Annotated in this window: 22 protein-coding genes, 1 tRNA gene and 1 riboswitch; of the genes, 11 read left to right on the top strand and 12 right to left on the bottom strand. The window is 70.3% G+C overall.

Annotation, left to right across the window (positions count from 1 at the left end; all coding sequences use genetic code 11):
- The first annotated feature begins 73 nt into the window (after positions 1 to 73).
- Positions 74 to 937 (top strand): rhomboid family intramembrane serine protease, encoded by an 864-nt coding sequence (locus AB0C33_RS22455; protein ID WP_358291022.1) that lies wholly within the window; start codon positions 74 to 76, stop codon positions 935 to 937.
- Between the two features lie 34 nt (positions 938 to 971).
- Here the strand turns inward: AB0C33_RS22455 and AB0C33_RS22450 are convergent, their stop codons facing one another.
- Entirely contained in the window at positions 972 to 1,217 is a 246-nt protein-coding gene (locus AB0C33_RS22450) for a cell division protein CrgA (protein WP_358291020.1), read from the bottom strand.
- 144 nt (positions 1,218 to 1,361) lie between these two features.
- Here AB0C33_RS22450 and AB0C33_RS22445 point away from each other — a divergent pair, with 144 nt between their 5' ends.
- The 3 genes from AB0C33_RS22445 to AB0C33_RS22435 are packed head-to-tail and all read left to right on the top strand — an operon-like array spanning position 1,362 to position 2,714.
- Entirely contained in the window at positions 1,362 to 1,985 is a 624-nt protein-coding gene (locus AB0C33_RS22445) for a class E sortase (RefSeq protein WP_358291018.1), read from the top strand.
- A gap of 1 nt (position 1,986) precedes the next feature.
- Positions 1,987 to 2,145, top strand: coding sequence for a hypothetical protein (locus AB0C33_RS22440; protein ID WP_358291016.1), 159 nt, complete (start codon positions 1,987 to 1,989; stop codon positions 2,143 to 2,145).
- Complete coding sequence (locus tag AB0C33_RS22435; RefSeq protein WP_358291014.1) at positions 2,142 to 2,714, top strand: gamma-glutamyl-gamma-aminobutyrate hydrolase family protein; 573 nt, start codon at positions 2,142 to 2,144, stop codon at positions 2,712 to 2,714. Before AB0C33_RS22440 ends, AB0C33_RS22435 begins: the two co-directional genes overlap by 4 nt.
- Before the next feature lie 291 nt (positions 2,715 to 3,005).
- Here AB0C33_RS22435 and pknB read toward each other — a convergent pair whose 3' ends face one another.
- The 7 genes from pknB to AB0C33_RS22400 form a co-directional block, all read right to left on the bottom strand.
- Positions 3,006 to 4,853: a Stk1 family PASTA domain-containing Ser/Thr kinase gene (gene pknB / locus AB0C33_RS22430; RefSeq protein ID WP_358291012.1), complete on the bottom strand. Its 1,848-nt coding sequence runs from the start codon at positions 4,851 to 4,853 to the stop codon at positions 3,006 to 3,008.
- Between the two features lie 83 nt (positions 4,854 to 4,936).
- Positions 4,937 to 6,307 carry a serine/threonine-protein kinase gene (locus AB0C33_RS22425; protein WP_358291010.1) on the bottom strand — a complete coding sequence of 457 codons (1,371 nt, stop codon included), beginning with the start codon at positions 6,305 to 6,307 and terminating at the stop codon, positions 4,937 to 4,939.
- Positions 6,308 to 6,328: 21 nt separating this feature from the next.
- Positions 6,329 to 7,789: a penicillin-binding protein 2 gene (locus AB0C33_RS22420; RefSeq protein ID WP_358291008.1), complete on the bottom strand. Its 1,461-nt coding sequence runs from the start codon at positions 7,787 to 7,789 to the stop codon at positions 6,329 to 6,331.
- Positions 7,786 to 9,204: an FtsW/RodA/SpoVE family cell cycle protein gene (locus AB0C33_RS22415; protein ID WP_358291006.1), complete on the bottom strand. Its 1,419-nt coding sequence runs from the start codon at positions 9,202 to 9,204 to the stop codon at positions 7,786 to 7,788. Before AB0C33_RS22415 ends, AB0C33_RS22420 begins: the two co-directional genes overlap by 4 nt.
- Positions 9,205 to 10,503 (bottom strand): Stp1/IreP family PP2C-type Ser/Thr phosphatase, encoded by a 1,299-nt coding sequence (locus AB0C33_RS22410; protein WP_358291004.1) that lies wholly within the window; start codon positions 10,501 to 10,503, stop codon positions 9,205 to 9,207.
- Positions 10,500 to 10,970 (bottom strand): FHA domain-containing protein, encoded by a 471-nt coding sequence (locus AB0C33_RS22405; RefSeq protein ID WP_357693136.1) that lies wholly within the window; start codon positions 10,968 to 10,970, stop codon positions 10,500 to 10,502. The genes AB0C33_RS22410 and AB0C33_RS22405 overlap by 4 nt, the downstream gene beginning before the upstream one ends.
- Positions 10,971 to 10,987: 17 nt before the next feature.
- On the bottom strand, positions 10,988 to 11,728 hold the full coding sequence (locus AB0C33_RS22400; RefSeq protein ID WP_125640997.1) for a DUF3662 and FHA domain-containing protein: 741 nt from the start codon (positions 11,726 to 11,728) through the stop codon (positions 10,988 to 10,990).
- 198 nt (positions 11,729 to 11,926) lie between these two features.
- Here AB0C33_RS22400 and AB0C33_RS22395 point away from each other — a divergent pair.
- Together AB0C33_RS22395 and pdhA are read left to right on the top strand one after the other, a co-directional pair.
- A tRNA-Leu gene (locus AB0C33_RS22395) sits at positions 11,927 to 12,009 on the top strand.
- Positions 12,010 to 12,395: 386 nt separating this feature from the next.
- Positions 12,396 to 13,463 carry a pyruvate dehydrogenase (acetyl-transferring) E1 component subunit alpha gene (pdhA, locus tag AB0C33_RS22390; RefSeq protein WP_358291002.1) on the top strand — a complete coding sequence of 356 codons (1,068 nt, stop codon included), beginning with the start codon at positions 12,396 to 12,398 and terminating at the stop codon, positions 13,461 to 13,463.
- Here the strand turns inward: pdhA and AB0C33_RS22385 are convergent.
- The gene (locus AB0C33_RS22385; protein ID WP_358291000.1) at positions 13,433 to 14,479 is read right to left on the bottom strand and encodes a hemolysin family protein; all 1,047 of its coding nucleotides are present in this window, start codon (positions 14,477 to 14,479) and stop codon (positions 13,433 to 13,435) included. The two genes, pdhA and AB0C33_RS22385, sit on opposite strands and share 31 nt — an antisense overlap.
- A complete protein-coding gene (locus AB0C33_RS22380; protein ID WP_358290998.1) occupies positions 14,476 to 15,822 on the bottom strand; it encodes a hemolysin family protein in 1,347 nt (448 codons plus the stop codon). The genes AB0C33_RS22385 and AB0C33_RS22380 overlap by 4 nt, the downstream gene beginning before the upstream one ends.
- Positions 15,823 to 16,066: 244 nt before the next feature.
- Here AB0C33_RS22380 and AB0C33_RS22375 point away from each other — a divergent pair, with 244 nt between their 5' ends.
- Positions 16,067 to 17,329, top strand: coding sequence for an LCP family protein (locus tag AB0C33_RS22375; protein WP_358290996.1), 1,263 nt, complete (start codon positions 16,067 to 16,069; stop codon positions 17,327 to 17,329).
- 74 nt (positions 17,330 to 17,403) lie between these two features.
- Here the strand turns inward: AB0C33_RS22375 and AB0C33_RS22370 are convergent, their stop codons facing one another.
- Positions 17,404 to 18,054 (bottom strand): GPP34 family phosphoprotein, encoded by a 651-nt coding sequence (locus AB0C33_RS22370; RefSeq protein WP_358290994.1) that lies wholly within the window; start codon positions 18,052 to 18,054, stop codon positions 17,404 to 17,406.
- A 23-nt stretch (positions 18,055 to 18,077) separates the two neighbouring features.
- Here AB0C33_RS22370 and AB0C33_RS22365 point away from each other — a divergent pair, with 23 nt between their 5' ends.
- From AB0C33_RS22365 to AB0C33_RS22350, 4 genes are all read left to right on the top strand, one after another.
- Positions 18,078 to 18,683, top strand: coding sequence for a TenA family protein (locus AB0C33_RS22365; RefSeq protein ID WP_358290993.1), 606 nt, complete (start codon positions 18,078 to 18,080; stop codon positions 18,681 to 18,683).
- A gap of 57 nt (positions 18,684 to 18,740) precedes the next feature.
- On the top strand, positions 18,741 to 19,619 hold the full coding sequence (locus tag AB0C33_RS22360) for a DNA-formamidopyrimidine glycosylase family protein (protein WP_358290990.1): 879 nt from the start codon (positions 18,741 to 18,743) through the stop codon (positions 19,617 to 19,619).
- Between the two features lie 26 nt (positions 19,620 to 19,645).
- Positions 19,646 to 19,969, top strand: coding sequence for a rhodanese-like domain-containing protein (locus AB0C33_RS22355; protein WP_352318274.1), 324 nt, complete (start codon positions 19,646 to 19,648; stop codon positions 19,967 to 19,969).
- A 51-nt stretch (positions 19,970 to 20,020) separates the two neighbouring features.
- Positions 20,021 to 20,134, top strand: a riboswitch (TPP riboswitch).
- Positions 20,125 to 21,462 carry a cytosine permease gene (locus AB0C33_RS22350; RefSeq protein WP_358290988.1) on the top strand — a complete coding sequence of 446 codons (1,338 nt, stop codon included), beginning with the start codon at positions 20,125 to 20,127 and terminating at the stop codon, positions 21,460 to 21,462. (Overlaps the previous riboswitch by 10 nt.)
- Here the strand turns inward: AB0C33_RS22350 and AB0C33_RS22345 are convergent.
- Positions 21,448 to 22,020: a methylated-DNA--[protein]-cysteine S-methyltransferase gene (locus AB0C33_RS22345; protein ID WP_358290987.1), complete on the bottom strand. Its 573-nt coding sequence runs from the start codon at positions 22,018 to 22,020 to the stop codon at positions 21,448 to 21,450. The genes AB0C33_RS22350 and AB0C33_RS22345 overlap by 15 nt on opposite strands.
- Between the last annotated feature and the right edge of the window lie 48 nt (positions 22,021 to 22,068).

The following is a 22,068-nucleotide window of genomic DNA, read 5'->3' as shown; positions in this document are numbered from 1 at the left end:
CCCCTTCGGGCAGGCATGTCGCAGCCCTGATCGACGGCACACAGCTACGTCCGGTACGTCATAGGCTCTGGACATGACCAGCCAGCCGCCCAGCCCGCCCTCGCAGCCCGAGCAGCCTGCCGAGGCGGTCCCCACGTGCTACCGGCATCCCGGCAGGGAGACCTGGGTCCGCTGCCAGCGCTGCGACCGGCCCATCTGCCCCGACTGCATGCGCGACGCCGCCGTGGGCTTCCAGTGCCCCGAATGCGTCGCCCAGGGCAACCAGGGCTTCCGCCAGGCCCGCTCCACCTTCGGCGGCCAGGTCGTCGGCACGCCGTACGTCACCTGGGCCATCCTGGCCGTCAACGTCCTCGTCTTCGGCGCCCAATACCTCGTGCCCGCCGTCACCGGCGCGCTGCAGATGTGGCCGGCCGGAGTGGCGGTCTTCGGCGACTACTACCGGCTGGTCAGCGCCGCGTTCGTGCACGCCGGCGTCTTCCACATCCTGTTCAACTGCTGGGCGCTCTACGTCGTCGGGCCCTACCTGGAGCGCGCGTTCGGGCACGTGCGGTACACGGCCCTCTACCTCGTCAGCGCCGTCGGCGGCAGCGTGCTCAGCCTCTGGCTCGACCCGCTCGGCCAGCCGACCGTGGGCGCGTCCGGAGCCATCTTCGGCCTCTTCGGCGCCGTCTTCGTGGTGGGCCGCAAGCTCAACATGGACGTACGCGGCATCGCCATGCTCATCGTGATCAACCTGGTGATCACCTTCGTGTTCCCCGGCATCAGCTGGACCGGGCACGTCGGCGGCCTGATCACCGGCTCGGTGCTGGCGGGAGCGATGGCCTACGCCCCCAAGAACAACCGGACCCTGTGGCAGGTGCTGGCGATCGCGGGAGCGCTGGCCGTGCTAGCCGTGCTCGTGATGGCCCGGACCTCGGCGATCCTGAGCTCGATCTGACTTCCCCAGGCTGTGGAAAAGACTGTGGAAAGAACTAACGCCAGCGGGTGGAAAGAACCACACCGAAGATGATGAAGACAAACCCGATCAGCAGGTTCCAGTTCTGGAGGTCGCTGAAGAAGGGCGCCTGCGGGGCGACGTAGTAGATCGCGATCCACAGGATGCCGATGATCCAGGACACCACCATGGTGGGCGCCAGCCAGCGCGGGCTGACCCTGACCTGCTGGGACTTCTGCGGCGGGGTGTAAACCGCCTTCTTGCGAGCCTTGGACTTGGGCACTGGGTAACTCCTGCTGAGGGCCTGGGCTTCCGGATCGTCCACAGGCTCTTCGTTAAGCGTAGTTGAAGCGTGCCCCAGGATAGTCGCCACGCGCACGACATGGCGATCCCCCACGTCGGGAGATGTCATGAATACGCTGACGACATGCGGTCCATCTTCCGGGCCGTGGGGGAGCTGAGCATCACCGCCGGCCTGGTCCTCATGTTGTTCTGCGCCTACCTGCTCTGGGGCACCGGCGCCTACACCAAGAGCCAGCAGTTGCTGCTCCAGCGCGAGCTGGCCGCCGAGAAGGCGGAGCGCGACCGCGGCCGCATCGACAAGATCCAGCTCGGCAGGGCCGTCGCCATGCTGAGCATCCCGCGGCTCGGCCGCGACTACCGGTACGCCATCGTCGAGGGCGTGGACGCCGAGCACCTGAAGAAGGGCCCGGGACACTACCCCGACAGCGCCATGCCCGGCCAGATCGGCAACTTCGTGGTCTCGGGCCACCGGACCACGTACGCGGCCCCGTTCAAGGAGCTCGACGAGCTCGAACGCGGCGACGAGATCATCGTGGACGCCCGCGAGGCCCGCTACACCTACCGCGTCACGTCCCAGGACGTCGTGGAGCCCACGGAGGTGGAGGTGCTCGCCCCCGTCCCCGGCAAGCCCGACATCCGTCCCATCCGCGCCTACATCACCCTCTCCACCTGCCACCCCGAGTACTCCGCCGCCCAGCGCCTCATCGTGTACGGCGTGCTCAAGAAGACCGAGCTCAGAAAGGAATGACATGTACGGCTGGATCTGGCGCAAACTGCCCGGCGACCCCCGTCGCAAGGTGCTGGCGGCCGCCTTGCTGGTCGTGGTCGTGGGGGTCGTACTCTGGTATGCCGTGTTCCCGCTCCTGGAGCCGGCGGTGACGCTCGACGAGGTGACCGTAAGAAGATGACCCGCGTGCTGGTCGTGGACAACCACGACAGCTTCGTCCACACGATCGTCCAGTATCTGCGCGTGCTGGGCGCCGACTGCGACGTGCGCCCGCGTGACGTCGTGGACGTGCGCGACGGCGACGCCTTCGACGGCGTGCTCGTCAGCCCCGGGCCGGGCACGCCGGAGGCGGCCGGCGTGAGCGTGCCCCTGGTGCTGCGCGCGGCCGAGCGCGGCACGCCCCTGCTCGGCGTCTGCCTCGGCCACCAGGCCATCGCGGTCGCCTTCGGCGCCACCGTGGCCCGCGCGCCCGAGCTGGTCCACGGGCGTACCAGCGCCGTGCACCACGACGGCAAGGGGGTCTTCGAGGGCCTGCCGTCGCCGGTGCCGATGACCCGCTACCACTCGCTCGCCGTGCTGCCGGAGACCGTCCCCGAGGTCCTCGACGTGACCGCCCGCACCGACGACGGGGTCATCATGGGCCTGCGCCACCGCCGGGCGCCCATCGAGGGCATCCAGTTCCACCCGGAGTCGGTGCTGTCCGAGCACGGCCACCGGCTGCTCGGGAACTGGCTGCACGGGATCGTGTAACGCCCGGCTCGCACAGAGCGACTACCAAATGAACGCCCCCGCCGTTGCCCCCGAGCGGCGGGGGCGTTCTCCACGCTCCCCGTAAACCCCGGCTCCCGGCGCACCGGAACACCCGCCACCCAGCTCTTCCCACAACGCGGGACGCTCGCCAGCTCGGGCCCTTCCCACAACACGGCGCACTCGCCCCCCGCCCCCTTCCGCGAGGCGTAGTGGTCGGCGGGCCGGAAGTTCTGCGGTGGAACGCCGAGGGCCGCCCTTCCCGTGTGGGGAGGGCGGCCCTGGGTGGTCGGGTCAGCCGTTGAGGCCGTCGTCGCCGATCGGGTTGTCCTCGGTCGGCTCGTCGGACGGGAAGTCGTCCGTCTGGTCGTCGGTCGGTTGCTCGGTCGGCTGCTCGTTGGTGGGCGGCGGAGCCGTCTCGGGGCCGGTGGACACCACGATCGTGATCGTCGTGTTCGGCGGCAGCTTCTGGCCCGCGCCCGGGTTCTGCTGGATGACCGTGCCCTCGGCCTGGTTGTCGGCCTGCGGCGACACCTTCACCTTGAAACCGGCGCCCTTGAGCGCGGCGATGGCGTCCTGCTGGGTGTAGCCGGTCACGTCGGGCAGCTCGGTCAGCTCGAACGGCACGTAGAGGGTGACGCTGGCGTCCTTCTCGATCTCGGTGCCGGCCGCCGGCTTGGTCTCGAAGACCTTGCCCTGGGGCTTGGCGGACTGCTTGGTCTTGACCACGCCCTTCAGACCGACGTCGGCGAGGGCCTTCATCGCTTCCTGGGTGTCCATGCCGATGAGCCCGTCGGGTACGGCGACCTTCTCCTTGCCCTTGGACACGACCAGCTTGACCGTGGCGCCCTTCTCGACCTTCTCGCCCTCCGCCGGCTCGGTCCGGATCACCGTGCCCTTGCCGAACTCGTCGCTGGCCTCCTGCACCACCTCGGGCTTCAGGTCCAGGGCGATGAGCGCCTTCTGCGCGGAATCCAGCTTCTGCGTGGCCAGGGCCGGGATGGTGACCGAGGCGTCGGTGGGCGCGGCCTTGGTGCCGAACACCAGGTAGCCGACCGTGACGAAGGCGCCGATGATCAGCAGCGGGATGATGATCCACAACGCTGTCTTGACCGCGTTGCCGCCACCGCCGCCGGAGGCCCTGCGCCGCCCCACGCGGGTGCCGTCGCCGTCGCCGTACTCGTACGGCGGGACCGCGCCGGTGCGCTGCGTGGCCGGGCCCTGGGCCGCCTGGGTGGCGGTCATCATGCGGGTGCCCTGGTTGAAGTTCCCGGTCATCGCCATCGTCTGGGCGTCGACCGGCATGCCGGACATGGCCCGCTGGATGTCGGCCCGCATCTCGCCGGCGTTCTGGTAGCGGTGGGCCGGGTCCTTGGCCATGGCCTTGAGCACGATCGCGTCGGCCCACGCCGGGATCTCGCGGTCGATCTGCGAGGGCGGGATCGGCTCTTCGCGGACGTGCTGGTAGGCGATCGCCACGGGGGAGTCGCCGGTGAACGGCGGCTGGCCGGTGAGCAGCTCGTACAGCACGCAGCCGGTGGAGTAGATGTCGCTGCGGGCGTCGACCCGCTCGCCGCGGGCCTGCTCGGGCGACAGGTACTGGGCGGTCCCTATCACCTGCGCCGTCTGGGTCATGGTGGCGGCGGAGTCGGCCATCGCGCGCGCGATGCCGAAGTCCATCACCTTGACGTCGCCGGCGCGCGTGATCATCACGTTGGCCGGCTTGATGTCACGGTGGACGATGCCGCCGCGGTGGCTGTAGTCGAGCGCGCGCAGGATGCCGTCGACCAGCTCGGCCGCCCGCTCGGGCAGCAGCCGGCGGTCCTGGCGCAGCAGGTCGCGCAGCGTCCGGCCGTCGACGTACTCCATCACGATGTAGGGCACCGGGGTGCCGTCGGTGACGTCTTCGCCGGTGTCGTAGACAGCGACGACGGCGGGGTGGTTCAGTGAGGCCGCCGACTGCGCCTCGCGGCGGAAGCGGGCCTGGAAGGTGTGATCGCGCGCCAGGTCGGAGCGGAGGGTCTTGATCGCGACTATGCGGTCCAGCCGGATGTCTCGGGCGCGATACACCTCGGCCATGCCGCCGCGCCCGACGACACCGTCGAGCTCGTAACGACCTCCGAGTAGCCGAGGCTGAGTCATTTCCTGCACTGTCCCTTACCGTTCATCTTGGGTACCGGCCTGCTCGGGGGGCCGCCGGTGTCCATCATCGACCCCGTAGCGCATCACGTCTCCTCCTTCGGCGGGTTTGTGCCACCCGGGTCCGGCGAAGCGGTTGGTGTCGGAGTTGTCGGTGTCCTGCTGGGCGTTGGGGTGGTGGGGGTGGGAGTCGGGGTACGGGTGGTCGGGGTTGGCTTCGGTGTCGGCTTCTTCGTAGGAGTAGCCGACTTGCTTACCGTAGCCGACCGCGAGGGTACCGGCCGCGTCGACTTCACCGGAACCGCCGGGGGGCGGCGCGTGTGCTTCTTCGTCCGCGTGGGCCTGAGCAGCTCAGGCGACTGCATCGGGGAGTGGCTGGGCTCGGCGATCTCCGGCAGGGGAGGCGGCGTCGTATCGCGGTTGGCGAACGTGATCGCGCTCAGCCCCACCGCGGCCACGCAGCCGGCCGTCGCGACCAGCGCCAGCGTCCGCGCGCCGCGGCGGCTGCGGGGCGGCGGGTCGGGCGGGCTCTGGACGGTCGTCGCCGGGGCGAGGCTCTCGGTCGCCCGCTGGTCCTCCGTGGCCGGCTCGCGCACCCGGAAACCCGCCGGATCGGTGTACATGCTCAGGTCGGCGCCCTGCTCGACGCCCTCGACCAGCGACTGCCGCAGCACGTACGCCCGGTCGGCCGCCTCCAGCGCCGAGGCCGGACGCATCCCCGGCTCCTTGGACAGCAGCGTCATGACCAGGTCGCGCACCGGGACGGGCACGTCCGCGCCGAGCGGCGGCGGCTGCTCGTTGAGGTGCAGCAGCGCGATCGCCACCTGGCTGTCGGCCCGGAACGGCGTGTGGCCCGCCAGGCACTCGTAGGCCACCACGCCCAGCGAGTACAGGTCGGTCGCGGGTGTGAGCGGGAAACCCTGGGCCTGCTCGGGGCTGACGTACTGGGCAGTGCCGAGGACGGTGCCGGTCTGCGTGACGGGCGCGGCCTCCAGGGCGCGGGCGATGCCGAAGTCGGTCACCTTGATCGTGCCCTCGCGGGTGACCAGCAGGTTGCCGGGCTTGACGTCCCTGTGGATGATCCCGGAGGAGTGGGCCGCGTGCAGCGCCTTGGCGGTCTGGTGCACCACGTCGAGGGCCACCTCGGGCCCGAGCGCGCCGTTGCGCCCCAGGATGGCCGACAGCGGCTCGCCGTGCACCAGCTCCATCACGAGATAGGCCAGATCGCTCTGCTCGCCGTAGTCGAAGATCTGGGCCACCCCTGGATCGGCCAGGGCGGCCGTGAGCCGCGCCTCGTTGCGGAAGCGCTCGCGGAACGTGGGGTCGGCGTGCATGTGACTGCGCAGGATCTTGACCGCGACCTCGCGGCCCAGAAGCTCGTCACGGGCGCGCCACACCTCTCCCATACCGCCCGTGGCGATGCGGGAGAGCAGAAGATAGCGGTTACGGAGCCGCATGACCCAGCACGTTACCGTCACTCACTTGTTCAGCACCGCCTCCAGCACAGCCTTTGCGATCGGGGCGGCGGTGTGGCCGCCCGTGGCCTCCGCGCCGACGTTGGCCGCGCCCGACTCGACGATGACCGCCAGCGCCACCTTCGGGTCCTCGGCGGGCGCGAAGGAGATGAACCAGGCGTGCGGCGGCGCGCCGTTGCTGGTCTCCGCGGTGCCGGTCTTGCCGCCCACCTGGACGCCCGGCACCTGCGCGAGGTTGGCCGTGCCGTTGTTGACCACGCTGACCATCATGTCGCGCAGCTTGCTCGCCGTCTCGGAGCTGACCGCCTCGGTCAGCTCCTCGGGCTTGGCCTCCTCCATGACGTCGTTCTTGGAGTCGGTGATCTTGTTCACCAGGTACGGCTTCATCACCTTGCCGTCGTTGGCGATGCCGGCCGCGATCATGGCCATCTGCAGCGGCGTCATCCGGTTGTCGCGCTGGCCGATGGAGGCCATCGCGAGCGCGGCGTCGTCGTACTTGCTGCCGAAGTCGCTCTGGGCCACCGACATCGGCACGCCGATCTGCTTGCCCATGCCGAACTTCTCGGTCTGCTCGTTGAGCTTGTCGAAGCCCAGCTGCATGCCGATCTTGGCGAACGGCGTGTTGCAGGACTTCTCCAGCGCGTACACGAGCGGCACCTGGCCGGCGCCGCAGGCCGCGCCGCCGTAGTTGGGCAGGCTGATGTTGGTGTTGGGCAGCGGCAGCCGCTGCGGCGCGTCGACCGTGGTGTCGCCGCCGCGCGAGGAGTCGTCCTCCAGGTACGCCGCCGCCGTCACGACCTTGAACGTCGACCCCGGCGGGTACGTCTGGGCGATGGCCCGGTTGAGCAGCGGCTGGCTCTTGTCCTTGTCCAGCTCGTTGTAGCGGGTGAACACCGTGCCCTTGTCGGTGCCCGACAGCTCCGCCGGGTCGAAGGTGGGCAGCGACACCATCGCCAGGATCCCGCCGGTCCGCGGGTCGAGCGCCACCAGCGCGCCGCGCTTGCCGCTGGCGCGCAGGGCGTCGTAGGCCGCCTTCTGCGCCTTGGGGTTGATCGTGAGGTCGACGTTCGCGCCCCTGGTCGGCTCGCCCGTGAACAGGTCGATGCTCCGCCGCAGCAGCAGGTCGGCGCTGGAGCCGTCGAGCAGCTTGTTCTCGGCCCCCTCGATCGCGCTCGCGCTCTCGGGCGAGAAGTAGCCCGTGACGTGCGCGTAGAGCTTCCCGTCGGTGTACTTCCTGATGAACCTGAAGTTCTTGCTGTCGGTCTCCACCGACTGGGCGATCACCTTGCCGCCGGCGGTGATGCGGCCGCGTTCAACGGCGTAGCGCTCATAGTAGTTGCGACGGTTGCTCGGGTTGGAGCGGTAGTCGTCGGCCCGGACCGCCTGGAGGATGTTCACGTTGATCATCAGGAGCGCGAACATGACCAGGCAGGCCACGGCCGCGCGCTTCAGAGTGCTGTTCATCGCTGGAACACCTGCGTGAGTCCTTCGTTCTGGATCGCCTGGGGCGGGGGCCGTCGCGCCGCGTCTGACATGCGTACCAGCAGCGCGATAAGGATCCAGTTAGCCAGCAGCGCCGAGCCGCCCTGCGACATGAACGGGGTGACCAGGCCGGTCAGCGGGATGAGGTTCGTCACGCCGCCGACGATGATGAACACCTGCCAGGCCAGGATGAACGACAGGCCGCCCGCCAGCAGCTTCGAGAACGGGTCGCGGGCCACGAGCGAGGTGCGCAGGCCGCGCTCGACCAGCAGCGCGTAGAGCATGAGCAGCGCCATCAGGCCGGTCAGCCCGAGCTCCTCGCCGGTCGCGGCGAAGATGAAGTCGGAGAAGCTCAGCGGGATCAGGTCGGGGTGGCCCTGGCCGAGCCCGGTGCCGAGGATGCCGCCCGCGCCGAACCCGAACAGCCCCTGCATGATCTGGTAGCTCTTGCTGCACATCGGGTCGCCCGGCGGGTCCTCCAGGCAGACGGGAGCCGTGCCGTAGTAGACCGGGTTGCTCGGGTCGAGCCAGGCGTCGAAACGCGCGCCCACGTGGTCGAAGACCTGCCCGGCGAGGAAGGCGCCGCCGACGAACAGCAGGATGCCGATGAGCACCCACGAGGTGCGCTGGGTGGCGATGTAGAGCATCGCGATGAACGTGCCGAACAGCAGCAGCGAGGTGCCCAGGTCCTTCTCGAAGACCAGCACCAGCAGGCTGAGGCCCCAGGTGACCAGGACCGGCCCGAGGTCCCGGGCACGCGGCAGGTCGATGAAGAGCAGCCGCCGCCCGGCCAGCGCCAGCACGTCGCGCTTGGCCACCAGGTAACCGGCGAAGAAGACCACCAGCGCCAGCTTGGCGAACTCGCCCGGCTGGATGGAGAAGCCGCCGATGCGGATCCAGATCTTGGCGCCCTGGACCTCGCTGAGCGAGCCGGGCAGCAGCGCCGGGATCGCCAGCAGCACCAGGCCCACCGCGCCCGCCGTGTACGTCAGGCGTTGCAGCATGCGGTGGTCGCGCAGCACGATCAACGTGATCGAGAACATCACGACGCCGACGCCGGTCCACATGATCTGGTTGGCCGCGGAGGCGCCGCCCATGTCGGCCGACTCCAGCCGGTAGATCATCACCAGCCCGAGGCCGTTGATCAGGGTGACCAGCGGCAGGATCAGCGGGTCGGCCCATGGCGCGAACTTGGCCAGCACCAGGTAGGCCGCCAGCATCAGGCCGCCCAGGCCCAGCCCGTAGGCCAGCATGCCGGCCGGCACCTTGCCGTCGACGGCCAGGCCGACGTTGGCGTAGGCGCCCATGATGATCAGCACCGCCAGGGCGAGCAGGACCAGCTGGGCCACCCGCCGTTTGGCCGGCATCGGGACGGGGGTCGCGAGCATTTCTGCCATTTATTGCGATTTCGTCTTGGTGGCGGAGGGAGTCGGGGACGTGGCCGTGGTGGAGCTCGTGTCGCCCGTGTCGCCCTTGTCGTCCTGGGAGAACTTCAATCCGTTTATCTTCGTCACGCCTTCGTTGACGTCGGTGACGGGGATGCCGCTCTTGATCAGGGCCTGGTCCGCCGGGGACAGCTTGGAGACCGGACGGCCGGTGCGCTTCTCCACGTGGAAGAACTCGATCGGCCCCACCTCCTGCTTGATCCCCTGGAAGATGACCACTTCGTCGCCCCTGGCACCGACGAAGAACTGGTCCTGGGTCCACTGCCATCCGAGGTAACCACCGGCGCCCAAGGCGACGGCGCCCACCCCGAGCACGGTGACCAGCACGGGCCACACACGACGGCGCCGCCCCGACCGCCGGGTCGCCTGCGCGACCGGCTCATCGAAGTCGTCACCGTCGGCGATCGCCGGCTGGGGTGCGGTCACCGCGCTCACTCGCCCCGGCTGGGTCTCCGGGGCGCCTCCTCGCAGCCTGGTCATCCCCGCGGCGCCGACGACCGCCGCCTCCACGGGAACTTCCTGGCCGTCGCTGATCTCCAGCACGTCGGCGAGCACGCACGTGATGTTGTCGGGCCCGCCGCCCCGGTTCGCCAGATCGATGAGCTGGCGGACCACCTCTTCGGGGTCGTCGATGTTGGTCAGCGTGGCGTGCAGCGTCTCGGCGCTCACCACGCCCGACAGGCCGTCGGAACAGAGCAGGTAGCGGTCGCCCACCTGCGCCTCGCGCAGGGTGAGGTCGGGATCGACCTCGCCGCTGCCGTCGAGCGCGCGCAGCAGGATCGATCGTTGGGGGTGCGTGGCCGCCTCTTCGGGCGTGATGCGCCCGTCGTCGACGAGCTGCTGCACCAGGGTGTGGTCATGGGTGATCTGGTAGAGCTCGCCGCGTCTCAGGAGGTAGGCGCGCGAGTCGCCCACGTGCACCAGGGCGACCTGGGTGCCGTTCCAGAGCATGGCGGTGAGCGTCGTGCCCATGCCTTTGAGGCTGGGATCCCGCCCGACCATCTCGTGCAGCCGGCGATTGGCGTCGCGCACCGCTGCCTCGATGGCGTTGAGCAGGTCACCCCCCTGTTGGGCCTCTTCCAGAGAGGCCATGGCGGCGATGGCGACAGAGCTCGCCACCTCGCCGTGTGCGTGCCCGCCCATGCCGTCGGCGACGGCCAGCAGGCGGCCGCTAGCGTACGCCGAGTCCTCGTTCCCTTCGCGGAGGAGGCCGACGTCCGAGCGGGCGGCGTAGCGGAGTGCGATGGTCATTTGCGCAATTCAATGACTGTCTTGCCGACGCGGATCGGAACACCGAGCGGCACCGGGGTCGGACGGGTGACTTTCGAGCGGTCGAGATACGTGCCGTTGGTCGAACCGAGATCTTCCACGATCCACTGACCGTCCTGAGGGAAGAGCCGGGCATGCCGGCTGGATGCGTAGTCGTCGCTGACTACCAGCGTGGCGTCGTTCGCCCGGCCAATGGTGATGGGCGTCTCCGTGAGGTTAATGGTGGTGCCCTGCAATGGGCCACCGGTAACGATGAGCTGGCGTGGCTCGCCCTTTTTGCTCTTGGGCTTGGCCACCGGTTTGGCGGGCTTCACGGCTTTGCGCGGGCCCGCGGGAGCCGTGCGTGAACCGAACAAGTCAGTCCGGATCACGCCGACTGCGGCAATGACGAAAAACCACAGCACCGCCAGGAAGGCGAGCCGGATCAGCAGCAGCGTGAGCTCGGACATGGACCGTCTGTCTACCCCTAATCGCGCCGGAACACCAGAGTCGTGCGTCCCAGCGTCACTCGCGTGCCGTTCTGGAGCTCGATTCTGCGTACCGGCTGGCCGTTGACGAAGGTGCCGTTCGTCGAACCGAGATCGACGAGGGCCACGAGCTGCCCCTCGACGCGCAGCTCCGCATGGTGCCGCGAGACTCCCGGATCGACAAGACGAAGATCGCAGTCGGTGCCCCTGCCTAGCAAGGTCACCGGCGTGGTGAGCTCGTAGGAGCGGTCGCCCTGCGGGTCGTCCTGGGTGGAGACGAGCAGCCTGGGCCGCCCGTTGAAGGCCCCGGGCCTGGACGGGGGCAGGTCGCTCGCCGGCTGGCGGATCTCGTCCTGCTCGACCGTCGCGCCGCGGATGACGCCGGACCGGATGCGGAACAGGCCCACAGCCAGGTCCCCGGCGGTCTCGAAGCGCACCCGGACCGGTCCCACGAAGGAGTAGCCCTGTTCCTTGGCGTACTCCCTGGCGAGGTTGGCCAGCTCGTGGCTGATGCTGTCGGCGTAGACCTCAAGCCGTTCGCTGTCGGTCGTGGACAGCTCCACCACGAAGTCGTTGGGCACGAGCGTCCGGCCCTGTGCGACGATCGCCGCCCGCTCGTCCATCTCCCGTTGAACCGCGCTGGCGACCTCGACCGGCTGAAGGTCAGATTTGAACGCCCGCGCAAAGGCCCCCTCAACCAAGCCTTCGAGCCTTCGCTCGAAGCGCTGAAGGACTCCCACCGGGTACCTCCCTTCTTCCCTGCATATGATCGCGGCCCCAGACGCTTCCGGCGCCCGGTTTCCGCTCGTCCCACGAGGCGGCGTCGTGACGCTCGTTGCCAGTCGCGCCCAGCTCCTCCGCTTCCGTGTCTTCTGCGATCGTATCCGGGTTCAGTACCAGTGGCTGTTCCGTGCTACTGTTTCTCCGCACCCACAAACGGGCGGGTGGCGGAACGGCAGACGCGCACGGTTCAGGTCCGTGTGTCCGAAAGGACGTGAGGGTTCAAATCCCTCCTCGCCCACTCGGTGACTAGGGGATCCTTGGTCGCCGGCCTTACAGGTCGGCTTCCTCGGGTCCCCTCGTCATATCTGCCCGGGGGATAACCCCCGGACCCCCAGGGGGACAAGCGTTCGGGGGATTCTCCCCCGGACCCCCATCCATGAGGGTTGCTGTTCGTGGGTCTGGCCCACCGTTTCGTACCGGGTCTTGCTGCGCAAGGGTTCTGGGATTTCTTTCTTGTGACGTGGCTCTTGGACTTTAGGTCAGCCGGCTTGCAGCGAACTTTCTGGTGGCTTGCGTGATTTAGGTCACATTGGTTTGGTGGGCGGGTTCGGGTGATCCTGAGGGCTACGGCAAACTGTGGCCGCTGGGTTTCTGTTCAGGGGGTTGCCGCACATGGATGACTCGATGGTTCAGCTGCTCACGCCCTCCGGTGAGCGCGTGGAGCATCCGGAATATCCGCTGGTCGTCTCGGATGATGAGATCCGGGATCTTTATCGGGATCTCGTGACCGTCCGGCGGATCGACTCCGAGGCCGTCGCGCTCGCCCGTCAGGGGGAGCTGGGGCTGTGGACGTCCCTGCTCGGGCAGGAGGCCGCCCAGGTCGGCTCCGGGCGCGCCGTCGGGGATCTGGACGCCGTCTTCCCCTCCTACCGGGAGCACGGGGTCGCCTACTGCCGGGGGATGGACCCCCTCGACGTGGTCGCCATGTGGCGCGGCGTCAACCACGGCGGCTGGGACCCGTCCCGGCACAACTTCTTCCTGTACACGATCGTCATCGGGACGCAGGCGCTGCACGCCACCGGTTACGCGATGGGCATGCAGCGCGACGGCGTCATCGGCACCGACAAGGCCGGGGCGACCATCGTCTACTTCGGCGACGGCGCCACCTCACAGGGCGACGTGAACGAGGCGTTCGTCTTCGCGGGCGCCTGCCACGCGCCGATCGTGTTCTTCTGCCAGAACAACCAGTGGGCCATCTCCGAGCCCCAGGAACGCCAGTCGCGGATCCCGCTGTACCGCCGGGCCGAGGGCTTCGGGTTCCCCGGCGTCCGGGTCGACGGGAACGACGTGCTGGCCTGCCTCGCGGTCACGCGCAAGGCGCTGGCCGACGCCCGGTCGGGGCAGGGGCCCACGCTCATCGAGGCGTTCACGTACCGGATGGGGGCGCACACCACCTCCGACGACCCCACCCGCTACCGGGCCAAGGACGACGTCGAGGCGTGGCGGCGGCGCGACCCCATCGAGCGGGTCAGGGCGTACCTGACCGCGGCCGGCACCGGCGACGACTTCTTCCGCGAGGTCGAGGCCGACGCCGCCAAGATCGGGGCCGAGCTGCGCAGGCGGCTGCTCGAACTGCCCGACCCCGCCCCTTCGGCGATCTTCGAACACGTCTACGCCGAGCCGCACCCGCTCATCGAGGCCGAGCGGGCGCAGCACGCCGCCTACCTCGACGGGTTCGCCGCCGGGGAGTAGGCGCGCGAGGCGGCCTTGGTGTCCAGGAGCTCGCCCAGCAGGTCCGTGAGGCTCACCATGCCGATGACCGCGCCGCCCTGGCCGGTGACCAGCGCCAGGTGCGCGCGGGCCTCCTGAAGTGCCGTCACGGCCTCGGGGACCTGCGTGACGCACGCGAGCCTCGGCAGCGGCCTGGCGAGCTCACCGGCCGTGCGCGTGGGCTGCAGGAGGGCGTCACGGGCGTGCAGGACGCCCTCGATGCCCGCCGGACCGCCCACCAGCAGCCGCAGGTGGCCGCTGCCCGCCGCCCTGGCCCTGATCTGGGCCGACCCGGCGGCCGGCGGCACCTTCACGGCCCGGTCGATCGGCACCATCAGACGCTCGATGCCCTCGGCCTGCAGCCGCAGCGCGCGGGTGAGCAGGTCGTGCTCCTCGCGGTCGAGCAGGCCCATCCGGCCCGACTCGCCCACCAGCATGGCGAGCTGCCGGGGCGTCCTGGTGGTGGCCAGCTCGTCGCGCGGCTGCACGCCGAACAGGCGCAGGATCAGGTTGGTCAGCCCGTTGAGCGACGACAGCAGCGGCCGCATGAGCTGCGTGAACCCGCGGAACGGCAGCGTCAGCACCAGCGCCGCCCGCTCAGGGTGCGTCAGCGCCCACGACTTGGGGGCCATCTCGCCCACCACCATGTGCAGGAACGTCACCAGCGCCAGCGCGATCGTCAGCGCGATCGGCATGCGCAGCGACTCCGGCACGCCGACGGCGGCGAAGACCGGCTCCAGGAAGTGCTCGATGGCCGGCTCGGTGACCTGGCCGAGGCCCAGCGTGCACAGCGTGATGCCGAGCTGCGCGCCGGCCAGCATGAGCGAGAGCTGACGCCCGCCGCCCACGGCCGACTTGGCCGCGACCCGGACCAGGCGGTTGCCGCCCGAGGCCATCTCCTCCAGGCGGTGCCGCCTGGAGGAGACGAACGCGAACTCGGCGGCCACGAACAGCGCGTTGAAGAACAGCAGCGCGAGGCTGACCAGGATCATCGTCATCGGGACGCCTCCGCGTGCTGCACGGGCGCGAGCCGCACCCATTCGGGCACCCGGCGGTTGAGCGACATGACGGTCAGCTCGGCCAGGTGCTCGGCCGCGTCGTCGGCGAACGGGTCGGCGACCCCCTCGATCGGGACGGTCACCATGTCGCCGGGGTCGGGCATCCGGCCCAGCCGGGCCAGCACCAGGCCGGCGAGGGTGTCGTAGTCGTCGCTCTCCGGCAGCGCGACGCCGGTCGCGCGCTCGACCTCGTCCAGCCTGAGCCAGCCGGGCACCTCCCAGACGCCGCCGGGCCGCTCGACGGCGCCCGCCGGCTCGGGGTCGTTCTCGTCGACGAGCTCGCCGACCAGCTCCTCGGCCAGGTCCTCGACGGTGAGCACGCCGGCCAGGCCGCCGTACTCGTCGATGACGCAGACGATGTCGTCGTTGGCCGCCCGCATCCGGTCGAGGACGGCCGGCAGCGGCAGCGAGTCGGGCACCAGCAGCGCGGGGCGGGTGATGCTGCCGACCAGGCCCTCGTCCAGGCCGGACTCCAGCAGCTCGCGCACGCCCGTCACGCCCACCACGTCGCCGTCGTCACCGACGACGGGGTAGCGGGAGTGGCCGCGTTCGCGCATGACCTCCACCAGGTCGGAGATGGGCTGGGAGTCGCGCAGCGCCACCACGCGGGGGCGCGGCACCATGATCTCCTCGGCGCTGTGGTCGCCGAACTCCAAGGCGCGCTCCAGCAGCTCCGACAACCTCGGGGGCAGCTCGCCCGCCTGGGTCGACTCCTCGATGATCCGGGAGAGCTCCTCGGGGGTGGCCCCGTGCTCGACCTCCTCGACCGGCTCGATGCCGACGCGGCGGAGCAGCCCGGTGGCGGCCGAGTCGAACAGCTTGACCACCGGCCCGACGACCGCCAGGTAGACCAGCGTGGACCCGGCCAGGAACTTGGCCACCGGCTCGGGCCTGGCGATGCCGAGGTTCTTCGGCGCCAACTCGCCGAGCACCATCTGCACCACGGTCGCCACGAACACGCCGGCGGCCACGGACAGCCCCGTGATCGCCGCGTCGGGCAGGCCCGTGCCGTCGAGCCAGGGCCGTACCAGGACGGAGATGGCCGGCTCGGCCAGGAAGCCGACGAGCAGGGCTGTGACGGTGATGCCGAGCTGGGCGCCCGAGAGCATGAACGAGAGCCGGGAGGTCACCTGGAGCGCCTTTTCGGCCTGGGTGTCACCGGCGGCGGCCTGCTCGCGCAGGAGGCCCCGGTCGGCGGCGACGAAGGCGAACTCCTGGGCGACGAAGTACCCGGTGGCGGCGGTGAGGAGGAAAAGGGCCAGTAGGCCGAGATAGGCGCTCACCGGGGTGAGCCCTCAGAGGAACCCGTGCCGAGGCACGGGCCAAGACTCCACGAGTCCGGAGCGGACACGATCATCCCTTCGATAGAGGTCGTCCATAACGCTAACGACGCAGTCCGCGTCTATGTTTCCGCAGTGACTCTCAGCTAGTTGTGTGTACTTGTCCGTGGGAGAAACTTGGTGAGATGTCTTCACTGCCAGGGGGTTGGACGTAGCGTCTATGGCATACCGAAGGGAAGAAGGCGAAGTGTCTGAGGACGACCGTACGCGGGCCATGCGCTCGCCGGGCGACGGCCGCCCGCTGCCACCGAGGCCCGGCGACGGGCAGCGTTCCGGTGGCGCACCCGCCCACCGGGTCCCGCCGGGCGTGCCGAACGCGGCCACGTCCAAGCTGCCCGCCTACTCCGACGAGCAGCAGTCGCCGCCGCCTCCGCCGCCTCCCCGATCGGGCAAGGTCTACGGACGCGAGCGTGCCGGGAACAGCCCGGTCAAACCGCTCAGGGCGGCGGGCGAGACCGCGCCGAAGGAGCCGCGCGGGTCCAGGGGGCCGCGGGTGCGCGGCCGGACCGTCCTGAAGATCGTCGCGGGCCTGGTCGCGCTGCTCCTGGTGGCGTCCGTGGGCCTGTTCTTCTGGATCAACTCCCGGCTGGCGGGCATCGACGGGGTGCTCGACGAGTACCCGGGCCGGCCCGCCGACACGCCCGGCACCAACTGGCTGCTGGTCGGCTCCGACAGCCGCAAGGGGCTGACCGCGGCCGAGCGCAAGAAGCTGGCCACCGGGCGCGCGGTCGGGCAGCGCACCGACTCGATGATGCTGCTGCACATCTCCGACAACGGCGACAAGCCCACCCTGGTCAGCCTGCCGCGCGACTCGGCGGTGACCATTCCGGGGCGCGGGCGCGACAAGCTCAACGCGGCGTACGCGTCCGGCGGGCCGAAGCTGCTGGTCCGCACGATCGAGACGGTCACCGGCGTGCACGTCGACAACTACATGGAGATCGGCTTCGCCGGCTTCGTGGACATCGTGGACGCGATCGGCGGCGTCGAGATCAACGTCCGGGCCGACGTCGACGACCCCAAGGCCGGGCTCAAGCTCAAGAAGGGCAAGCAGGTGCTCAACGGCGCCCAGGCCCTCGGCTACGTGCGCACCCGCAAGGGCGGCGCGCTGCCGGACTTCGAGCGCACCAAGCGGCAGCGGCAGTTCCTCGGCGCGGTGGTGAAGAAGGCCGCCAGCCCGGGCGTGCTGATCAACCCGTTCACCTCGATCCCGCTGGCCATGAGCGCCACGGACGCGGTCGAGGTCGACTCCGGCACCGGCGCGTTCGACATGCTCTCGCTGGGGCTGGCGATGGGCGACAGCCCGGTCACGACGGTGGTGCCGTTCGGCGGGAACGAGATCGTCGCCGGCGGCGGCGCGGCGGTCAAGTGGGACCGGCTCAAGGCGCTGGCCCTCTTCGACGCGCTGAAGGCCGACAAGCCGGTGCCGAAGGAGATCGTGGACGCCGGTTGACCTGCCCCGCGTAGGCGCGAGCCTCGCGGGAACGGCCGGGCCCGATCAGGGGCCCGGCCCGGCAAGGGCACGGCTCAGGTCGTGGTGGCGGCGACGACTGCGGCGGTGGAGGCGGTGGCGGCGATGGCCGCGGTGATGGCGGTGATCGTCTTGGCGACCGCCTGGCCGGCCCACTCGCCCTCGGCGATCTCCTTGACGCGCTCGCGGTCGGCGCCGGGGAAGGCTTTGCGGTCGAGCTTCGCCGCGTGCATGATCGCGATCAGCGTGGCGGTGCGCTCGTCGGGGTCGGCGCCCGCGAGGACGGCCGTGACGCGTTCGCGCACGTCGGCCTCCACCTGGGGGTCCGCCTCCGGCCAGCGCGTGGTCGGGAAGACGCCCAGGACCCGGCCGCGCTCCTCGGCCAGCACGCCCGCCTCGGCGAGCCTGGTGAGCAGGCGCCTGCGCAGCTTGTCCGACTGCAGCCGCTGCACCCACCACGCGGGCTTCCTGGCCTTGCCGTCCTCGGCCATGCGGGCGAGGGCGGCGTCGAGCTCGGCGTCGCCCAGCGGGGTGGGGTCCGTCACCGTCACCCTGTCGTCGGCCAGCTCGACGCGGCCCGCGGCGGCCAGCTCGGCGAGGATCGCGCCGCCGAGCGCGGGGTCGAGCTGGACGCCTCCGATGAGCTGTTTGCCTGCTTCCTCGTCGTGGGCCAGGAGGAGGAGTTCTTCGGCGATCGTCACGGTCATGTCCCGACACTAACCTCCCAGGCATGAGCATTTCGGAAAGACTTCACGCGATCGGCCGGCCCTTGCTCCAGGCGCAGCTGGACCATCCCACGGTGGCCGGCATCGGGCGCGGCGACCTGCCGGAGCCGATCTTCCGGTCCTGGCTGGAGCAGGACTACCTGTACCTGCTCGACTATGTGCGGGTGTTCTCCAGGCTGGCCTGGCAGGCGCCGGACGGGCATCTGGGAGACCTGGTGGATCTGGCGTACGCGACGTACCACGACGAACTGCGGCTGCATCGGTCGTTGTCGGCGGAGTTCGGGGCCGATCTGGACAACGCGGTGAAGGGGCCGGCGTGTGTGGCGTACACGGCGTTTCTGCTGGAGGCGGCGGGGTCGTACGGGGAGGGGTTGGCCGCGCTTTATCCGTGTATGTGGGGCTATTCGAGTCTTGGGAAGATCCTCGCCGAGAACCCGCCCGCCGAGCCGCGGTACCGGGCCTGGGTGGACACCTATGCCGACCCCGCGTTCGCGGCGCTGACCGTACGGATCGGGCAGATGATCGACGAGGCCGACCCCGACCCCGTACGGGCGGAGGCGCTGTTCGCCGAGGGCATGGCACACGAGCTCGCCTTCTGGGACGTGCCGTAGCTTTCTGGGGCGTGCCGTAGTCGCGTGCCGGTCCGGCGCGCGCCATACCCTGGGGGCATGCCGGAACTTCCCGAGGTGGAGTCGCTCACCAACTTCCTGCGCGAGCGGGCGGTCGGCCGTTCGATCGCCGGCGTCGACGTCGTCGGCTTCCAGGCGCTCAAGACGTTCGACCCGCCGGTCACCGCGCTCGGCGGGCTCACCGTCACGAACGTGTCGAGGCACGGCAAGTTCCTCGACCTCGACTGCGACGGCCTGCACCTGATCATCCATCTGGCCCGCGCCGGCTGGCTGCGCTGGCGCGACGACCTGACCGGCGCGCGGCCGGTGCGGCCGGGCAAGGGACCGCTGGCCGTACGCGTACGGCTGGCGCCGGACGACGACGGCCTGGCCCCCGGCTTCGAGCTGACCGAGGCCGGCACGCAGAAACGGCTGGCCGTCTACGTCACCGACAAGCCGGAGGACGTGCCCGGCGTCGCCGCCCTGGGCCCCGACCCGCTCGACGACGCCTTCACCGTCGAGGCGCTCAAGCGCATCGTGGGCGGCAACCGCACCCAGATCAAGGGGCTGCTGCGCGACCAGAAGGTGATCGCGGGCATCGGCAACGCCTACTCCGACGAGGTGCTGCACGCGGCGAGGATGTCGCCGTTCAAGATCGCCGCGACGCTGACCGACGCGCAGATCGCCGACCTGCACGAGGCCATCGTGACGACGTTGCGCGACGCCGTCGAACGGGCGCACGGGCTGGCCGCCAAAGACCTCAAGGCGGAGAAGAAGTCCGGGCTGCGCGTGCACAACCGGGCCGGCCAGCCGTGCGACGTGTGCGGCGACACGATCCGCGAGGTGTCCTTCGCCGACTCCGCGCTCCAGTACTGCCCGACCTGCCAGACGGGCGGCAGGCCGCTGGCCGACCGGCGGATGTCGCGCCTGCTCAAGTAGGGTCCCGGGCGCGGGATGATGGAGGCATGACCGTTCCAGAGATCGACGTCACCGCCGTTCCCGACGACGCCTACCTGCTCGACGTCCGCGAGCAGGACGAGTGGCTGGCCGGCCACGCCCCCGAGGCCGTGCACATCCCCATGTCGCAGATCCAGGGCCGGGTCGAGGAGGTGCCCGCCGACCGCACCGTCTACGTGGTGTGCCGGGTCGGCGGCCGGTCGATGCAGGTCACGGCGTGGCTCAACCAGCTCGGGCGCGACGCCGTCAACGTGGGCGGCGGCATGCAGTCGTGGGAGTTCGCGCGCCGTCCGATGGTCAGTGAGACCGGGCAGGATCCTTTCGTGGCCTGAATGCCCCACTGTGGCGGTTCCGCCGCCATTGAGGCATGATGAGGGCGCCAACTGCATAGTCGCGGGAGCTCGGGGCGCCGGGCTGAGAGGGCAGCAACACAGCCGCTGCCGACCGCCTGAACCTGTCCGGGTAATGCCGGCGTAGGGAGTGTGCGATGACGCATGTCGTCGACGAAGTTCCGCTGACCCTTGACGGCGCGCCCCCCAAGACCCTCGGCGTCCTCGACCAGGGCGCGCTCTGGGCCAACCTCGGTGTCAGCCTCCTCGGCTTCTCCGGCGCGCTCGTCCTGATCGATCCCCTGGGCAACGCGCCGCTCAGCCTCGTGGCCGCGCTCACGGCCGCCGTGGTCGGCAGCCTCATCGGCACGGCCATGGTCGGCCTGTCGGCCATCCCCGGCACGCAGACCGGGCGGCCGGCGATGGTGCTGCTGCGTGGGCTGTTCGGGGCGAAGATGTCGTACGTCCCGTCCGTGCTGAACATCGTGCAGATGCTCGGCTGGGGGGCCTTCGAGCTCTGGGTGATCGCCAAGGCCGCGAACGCGATCTTCGGCGGCGTCCCGTACCAGGTGTGGGTGGTGGTGGCGGGGGTGCTGACCACCGCGCTCGCCGTCTGGCCGCTCGGGTCGATCCGGCTGCTGCGCCGGTACGTGACCGCCGGCGTGATCGTGTCGCTGATCTGGTTCACCGTGTCGTTCCTGGGCGAGGCGCCGACGTACACGGGCGGGTCGTGGACGGCCTTCGCCCCGGCCGTCGACTACGTCATCGCCCTGTCGGTGTCGTGGGTGCCGATGGCCGCCGACTTCGCCAGGCACTCGCGTTCCAGCCGGGCCGCCTTCACCGGCGTCGTCGGCGGCTACACCGTCGCCCAGGTGGCCTGCCTGGCGCTCGGCGTGTACGCGGTGGCCATCGCGGGCGCCCAGGCGGTCCAGGCCGACGGCATGGTCGTGTTCCAGCCGTTCGTCGCGGCGCCGCTGGGCGCGCTGTTCTTCGGCATCCTGGTGCTGCGCGAGACCGACCAGTCCTTCGCCAACGTCTACTCCACCACCGTCTCGCTGCAGAACCTGATGCCGAAGGTGGACCGGCGGGTCGTCTCCACCGCGATCGGCGTGCTCACCACCGCGATCGCCCTGGTCGTGGACGTCACCTCCTACGGCGCGTTCCTCGGGGTGATCGGCGCGGTGTTCGTGCCGATGTTCGCGGTGCTGGCCGTCGACTACTTCGTGCTCGGCGGCGCGGCCCGCTGGAACACCGCCGAGGACGCGCCCTCGCGCTGGCTGATGCTGCTGCCGTGGGCGCTGGGCTTCGCCGCCTACTGGTTCACCACCTCGACGCCCACGGTCGCCGGCTGGGACGGCTTCTGGGCCTCCGCCCGCGAGGCCGTCGGCTTCACGCGGGAGCCGTGGATGAACGGCGCGCTCGGCGGCGCGCTGGTCGCGGCCCTGGTGACGCTGCTCATCGGCGTGCTCGGCCGGCGCCGCTCAGCGGCCCGCTGAGACCCGGCGTTCGACGTTGAGCAGGTGCTGCTTGGCGGCCACGCCTCCGGCGTAGTCGCCGAGCTCGCCGTCCTCGCGGACCACCCGATGACAGGGCACGATCACGCACACCGGGTTGGCGCCGACCGCGTTGCCGACCGCGCGAAGGGCGCGCGGCCGTCCGATGCTCGCGCCGATCTCCTCGTACGTCGTGGTCGTGCCGTAGGGCACCGCCATGGTCTTCTGCAGCACGGTACGGGCGAACGGCGTGGCCAGCGCGAGGTCGACCGGCGTGGCGAAGGTGCGCAGCCGGCCGGAGAAGTACGCGTCGAGCTCCCGGCGCACCGGGTCGAGGCGGCGGGCGTCGGGCCCGATGAACGTGCCGACCTCCTTGGCCACCCGCTCGAACACGGTGTTCTCGGCCTCGAAACTGCAGGCCGCGATGCCCTTGCCGGTCACCGCGAGCACCAGCCTGCCCACCGCGCCGTCGTAGGTGCCGAACGCGATGTCCGGGGGCCCCTCGCCCTTGTAGGTGCTGGAGGTCACTCTCAGCAGGGCATCGAGGTCGCTGCTCGACATGCCTCTCACCCGTTTCAGCCACCGGAATCTTCGTGAGCGCAGCGTATC

The sequence above is a fragment of the Nonomuraea sp. NPDC048881 genome (assembly GCF_040649795.1).
In the GTDB taxonomy this organism is placed as follows: Bacteria; Actinomycetota; Actinomycetes; order Streptosporangiales; family Streptosporangiaceae; genus Nonomuraea.
This window is presented reverse-complemented; position numbering and strand designations above follow the sequence as displayed.

What these genes read in the sequence shown, in the direction of transcription:
- AB0C33_RS22455 (WP_358291022.1), top strand. Translation starts at nt 74, where the DNA reads ATGACCAGCCAGCCGCCCAGCCCGCCCTCGCAGCCCGAGCAGCCTGCC.
- AB0C33_RS22445 (WP_358291018.1), top strand. Translation starts at nt 1,362, where the DNA reads ATGCGGTCCATCTTCCGGGCCGTGGGGGAGCTGAGCATCACCGCCGGC.
- AB0C33_RS22440 (WP_358291016.1), top strand. Translation starts at nt 1,987, where the DNA reads ATGTACGGCTGGATCTGGCGCAAACTGCCCGGCGACCCCCGTCGCAAG.
- AB0C33_RS22435 (WP_358291014.1), top strand. Translation starts at nt 2,142, where the DNA reads ATGACCCGCGTGCTGGTCGTGGACAACCACGACAGCTTCGTCCACACG.
- pknB (WP_358291012.1), bottom strand. Translation starts at nt 4,853, where the DNA reads ATGACTCAGCCTCGGCTACTCGGAGGTCGTTACGAGCTCGACGGTGTC.
- AB0C33_RS22425 (WP_358291010.1), bottom strand. Translation starts at nt 6,307, where the DNA reads ATGCGGCTCCGTAACCGCTATCTTCTGCTCTCCCGCATCGCCACGGGC.
- AB0C33_RS22420 (WP_358291008.1), bottom strand. Translation starts at nt 7,789, where the DNA reads ATGAACAGCACTCTGAAGCGCGCGGCCGTGGCCTGCCTGGTCATGTTC.
- AB0C33_RS22415 (WP_358291006.1), bottom strand. Translation starts at nt 9,204, where the DNA reads ATGGCAGAAATGCTCGCGACCCCCGTCCCGATGCCGGCCAAACGGCGG.
- AB0C33_RS22410 (WP_358291004.1), bottom strand. Translation starts at nt 10,503, where the DNA reads ATGACCATCGCACTCCGCTACGCCGCCCGCTCGGACGTCGGCCTCCTC.
- AB0C33_RS22405 (WP_357693136.1), bottom strand. Translation starts at nt 10,970, where the DNA reads ATGTCCGAGCTCACGCTGCTGCTGATCCGGCTCGCCTTCCTGGCGGTG.
- pdhA (WP_358291002.1), top strand. Translation starts at nt 12,396, where the DNA reads ATGGTTCAGCTGCTCACGCCCTCCGGTGAGCGCGTGGAGCATCCGGAA.
- AB0C33_RS22385 (WP_358291000.1), bottom strand. Translation starts at nt 14,479, where the DNA reads ATGACGATGATCCTGGTCAGCCTCGCGCTGCTGTTCTTCAACGCGCTG.
- AB0C33_RS22370 (WP_358290994.1), bottom strand. Translation starts at nt 18,054, where the DNA reads ATGACCGTGACGATCGCCGAAGAACTCCTCCTCCTGGCCCACGACGAG.
- AB0C33_RS22365 (WP_358290993.1), top strand. Translation starts at nt 18,078, where the DNA reads ATGAGCATTTCGGAAAGACTTCACGCGATCGGCCGGCCCTTGCTCCAG.
- AB0C33_RS22360 (WP_358290990.1), top strand. Translation starts at nt 18,741, where the DNA reads ATGCCGGAACTTCCCGAGGTGGAGTCGCTCACCAACTTCCTGCGCGAG.
- AB0C33_RS22355 (WP_352318274.1), top strand. Translation starts at nt 19,646, where the DNA reads ATGACCGTTCCAGAGATCGACGTCACCGCCGTTCCCGACGACGCCTAC.
- AB0C33_RS22350 (WP_358290988.1), top strand. Translation starts at nt 20,125, where the DNA reads ATGACGCATGTCGTCGACGAAGTTCCGCTGACCCTTGACGGCGCGCCC.
- AB0C33_RS22345 (WP_358290987.1), bottom strand. Translation starts at nt 22,020, where the DNA reads ATGTCGAGCAGCGACCTCGATGCCCTGCTGAGAGTGACCTCCAGCACC.